The following is a 3,803-nucleotide window of genomic DNA, read 5'->3' on the forward strand; positions in this document are numbered from 1 at the left end:
GCTCTGGCTCGCGGCGTCGAAGACGTCGTTGCCGGCATTGCCCTGGACCCATTCGATCGACGAGGCGCCCATGTCCAGCGTCACCGGCGTAGCGGTCTGCACGAACGCCGAGTCGAAGCCCGCGCCGCCATCGATGGCGGTATCGGCACCGTCGATCAGCAGATAGTCGGCACTATCGCCGCCCGACAGTGCGTCGGCGCCGTCGCCTCCCACCAGCACATCGCTGCCCGCGCCGCCGTCGAGCAGGTCATCGCCGGCACCTCCGTAGATCGTGTCGTTGCCCTCGCCTCCCAGCATGAAATCGGCGCCACCACGACCATCGAGCACATTGTTGCCGTCACTGCCATAGAGCGCGTTGTTGAGGTCGTTGCCGGTCGCGTCGATATTGGCTGTCCCGGCATGGCTGAGATTGAGGCGCTCGACCTTGTCCAGCCCCACCAGCGAGTAGGTGAACTCGACGAAGATCTCATCCCAGGCGTCGTAGATGTCGTCTCCCTCCTCGATCACCACATCGAGGAGGTTGTCGACGAAGTAGGTGTCGCTGCCAAAGCCACCCATCATCGTGTCGGCGCCCAGCCCACCGTCGAGAAAGTCGTTGCCGAGACCGCCAATCAACGTGTCATCGCCCAGCCCGCCATCGAGAGTGTTTGGGCCGTCGTTGCCGACGATTCTATTGTCAGAATCGTTGCCTTCGGCGGACTAGGCGCCGGCAAGAAGCTCCATGTTCTCGAAGTTTTCTTCGAGTTTTCCGCCCCAATCGGTGCGGATCGTGTCAATCCCGCCACCAGCCAGCTCAATGGCATGGGCTTGATTTCCCCGGAGGATATAGGTGTCGTTGCCACTGCCGCCGTAGAGATAGTCGGTTCCGCCGCCGCCATCGAGCACGTTGTCGCCCGAGTTTCCGGCGATCGTGTTGTCCCCGGCATTGCCCGTCCCGTTGATGGAGGCGGTTCCCGTCAGCGTCAGGTGTTCGACGTACGCACTCAGTTCATAGCTGACGACCGAGTAGACGATATCCGTCTCCGCCCAGGCATCGAGCTCGATGATCACGTCGCCGGAATTCTCGACGTAGTAGGCGTCGTTCCCCGAGCCGCCGACCATCGTGTCGGCACCGGACTGGCCGTCCAGGGTATCGCGTCCCGCACCGCCTTCGAGGCGGTTGGCGGCCGCGTTGCCGATGATCGTGTCGTTGCCGCTGCCGCCGATCGCGTTCTCGATGACGACGCCGCGGGCGATCGTGAAGCCGCCGGGTATCATTGCACCCCAGCTGGTGTACCCGTGGGAGACGTAGCCCCCGCCATCGCTCCCAGCCGCCGCCGCCCGCAGGTCGATCGACGAGTCGCCCGACCAGCCTGCTCCAGAGATCGTGTCGACACCGCCGGTGTCCCAGATCGTCGACCAGTAGGTGCCGGCCCCGTTGACTGTCGGCAGTGCGTAAACGTCGTTGCCGGAAGCGTAGCTCGTATTGGCCCCGTAGATCGCCTGGATTGCGGCGATGTCGAGCGCCATCGGCCCGGCCTCGAACCCCCAGTTCGGCGAATTCGGGCTGTGGGCCGCGGGCCAACCCGAATTGTAACCCATCACTGTGTAGATGCCCTGGTTCAGGTCGCCGTCGCCGTAGTCGTGGAATGGCGCGTCGACACCCGGAAAGGTGGTCGCGTCCCAGGCCGCTCCGCCGTCGTGCGGATGGGCCAGGCCGAGCAGATGGCCAATCTCGTGGACCAGCGTGACGAAGCCGTCACCACCCTTGGCCAGGCTACCCGCGGACCAGGAGGGATCCTGCCCGTTGAACAAGACGTTGAGGTGTTCGTGATCCGTGTATCCGGGAACTTCACTCCATCCGAGGATGCCCGGCCCGCCCGCCTGCGACTGGGTGCCGACCCAGAACAAGGCGTCTGCAAACGGACTTTCAACCTCGACGAAGTCGATGTTTGCAACGCTTTCCCATAGCGCCAGGGCTTGACCGAGGGCCACGAGCGCCTGCGGTGTCCAATTCAGGGACTGTTCGCCTTCCAGGTAGCCGACGCTGGGGGTCGAATAGGTGATTGTGACCTTGCCGCCGTCGTCATCCGTCCAGGCACCTCCCCATACGAGGCCATCGATCCACGGGTCTGCGCCGTCGGTGGGCGTGCCGTCGATGAGGATGGTCGTGGCTGTGCCGGGCATGGCTATGTCCTACGCGACGAAAGCGAAGCGGAAATGGTTGGGGGCGAGGATCGGCGCGATGGAGAGGCCGCAGATGACGAACGTCGCAAGACGGTTCGACCGGTCGCCCGGTTCGCCACCGCAAGTCGCCTGTCCGATGAATGCCGGAAACGCCACGCTGCCCCCAAGACCGGACAGGCTATGACAGAGCCTGTACTTCCGGCATTGCGTCGGCAGCGAACTGCCCCCGGAACAGCGTGCCGACATTCGACACATATCGCGCTGTGGATTTCGCTGCAATCTGAGAGGGTATCGCCGTGTCCCCTTTCTCAGGTAACGAACGCCGCGATGTGATGTGCAGCCATGCACATTGACAGGAATCCGCACACGATCACGCTCGCACGCAACGTGCGGGGAGAGGATCATGACGACCACCGTCTATTTCGCCACCAACAGGATCGCCAACCATCCGGCGGACCGGCCGGAGAACTACACGTTCTTCATGACGGCGCCCGACAATCCGCTGCAGGTCACCTACGGCACGGCCTTCGTAGACAGCGCCGGGCTCACCGCCGACACGGTCGGCGCCATCCGCTCGCTGAACGACCTGCAGAAGGGCAATTTCAGCCAGGCGGCGTTCGACGACCTGGCCGAGGGCGGGCGCAACATCCTCATCTTCATCCATGGCTTCGCCAACAGCTTCGAGGATGCTCTGACGCGCGCGGCCTTCAACCGGGAATGGCTGGCCCAGTCGGGCGTGGGCGACGCGGACACGGCGGTCGTCACCTTCAGCTGGCCCTCGCGCGGCCAGCTGCTGACGGTTCCCTTCCCGACCCTGCCCTACCGCGCGGACCAGCGGATGGCCGGCGGCTCCGGCCTGGCGCTGATGCGCTTCTTCGCCAACCTGCTGCCGATCCTCGAGAAGGCACGCGCCAACGGACGGAGGACCTTCCTGCTGACCCACAGCATGGGCAACCTCGCGCTGCAGGCGGCGGTGCAGGCCTGGTTCGCGAACGGCAACGGCGATGCCGGGATGTTCGACCACATCTTCCTGGCCGCGGCCGACATCGTCGACGATGCCTTCGACGCGGCCGTGACCAACAGCCTGGCGCCGCTCTCGCGGCTCGGCCGCCGCATCACCTTCCTGCACAACCGGCGCGACCAGGTGCTCGACAAGCTCTCCGAGACGCTGAACTTCTGCCACCGCCTCGGCCAGGACGGGCCGCGCGGCGGTGGCGACGCCACGCTGTTCCCACCCGCCACCTACCGCAGGGTCGATTGCAGCGGCTTCGCCGACTACGACACCGGCTTCGCCGGCTCGCACCAGTACTATCGCCGCTCGGCCGGCGTCCGCGCAGAGATCGCCGCGCTGATGGAGGCCTAGCTCCCACGTCGTCCCGACCGGAGCGGAGCGAAGCGGAGTGGACGAAACCGGCTGCTTCCCCTAGGCGAACAGGAAGTCTGCGTCCGACAGGCTCGCCGTCTGCACGCCGATCAGCGTGATGGCGCTGGTCGTGCCGCCGCTCGTGTAGAACAGCGTCGTCGAGTTGTAGCCGAGGCCGAGGGGATCCCATTCGTAGGTCGAGAAGTCCGAGAAGGAGTGGATCGCCGCGACCGCGCTGAAGTCCAGCTTCTCGCCGTTGAAGTCGAAGGAGTGG

The 3,803-nt window shown here is 65.1% G+C and carries 5 protein-coding genes and 1 pseudogene; 1 reads left to right on the forward strand and 5 read right to left on the reverse strand.

The features are described from left to right. The 4 genes and pseudogenes from EPO41_RS15030 to EPO41_RS15045 all read right to left on the reverse strand — a co-directional run. The coding region (locus tag EPO41_RS15030) for a calcium-binding protein (protein WP_363246973.1) at nucleotides 1-561 on the reverse strand (561 nt) is incomplete at its 3' end. Then, nucleotides 547-678, reverse strand: a pseudogene (locus EPO41_RS15035) (calcium-binding protein); the annotation flags it as partial. The gene EPO41_RS15030 and the pseudogene EPO41_RS15035, both read right to left, overlap by 15 nt. A gap of 21 nt (nucleotides 679-699) precedes the next feature. Next, nucleotides 700-2,166 (reverse strand): M10 family metallopeptidase, encoded by a 1,467-nt coding sequence (locus EPO41_RS15040; protein WP_296326525.1) that lies wholly within the window; start codon nucleotides 2,164-2,166, stop codon nucleotides 700-702. A 9-nt stretch (nucleotides 2,167-2,175) separates the two neighbouring features. Next, complete coding sequence (locus EPO41_RS15045) at nucleotides 2,176-2,322, reverse strand: hypothetical protein (RefSeq protein ID WP_296326527.1); 147 nt, start codon at nucleotides 2,320-2,322, stop codon at nucleotides 2,176-2,178. A 247-nt stretch (nucleotides 2,323-2,569) separates the two neighbouring features. Between EPO41_RS15045 and EPO41_RS15050 the strand changes: the two genes are divergently transcribed. Continuing rightward, entirely contained in the window at nucleotides 2,570-3,529 is a 960-nt protein-coding gene (locus tag EPO41_RS15050) for an alpha/beta hydrolase (protein ID WP_296326529.1), read from the forward strand. Between the two features lie 60 nt (nucleotides 3,530-3,589). On the opposite strand, the gene EPO41_RS15055 is transcribed toward EPO41_RS15050, so the two are convergent. Continuing rightward, on the reverse strand, nucleotides 3,590-3,803 hold a 214-nt coding region (locus tag EPO41_RS15055; RefSeq protein ID WP_296319587.1), incomplete at its 5' end, for a hypothetical protein.

The organism is Reyranella sp., from assembly GCF_004297265.1.
In the GTDB taxonomy this organism is placed as follows: Bacteria; Pseudomonadota; Alphaproteobacteria; order Reyranellales; family Reyranellaceae; genus Reyranella.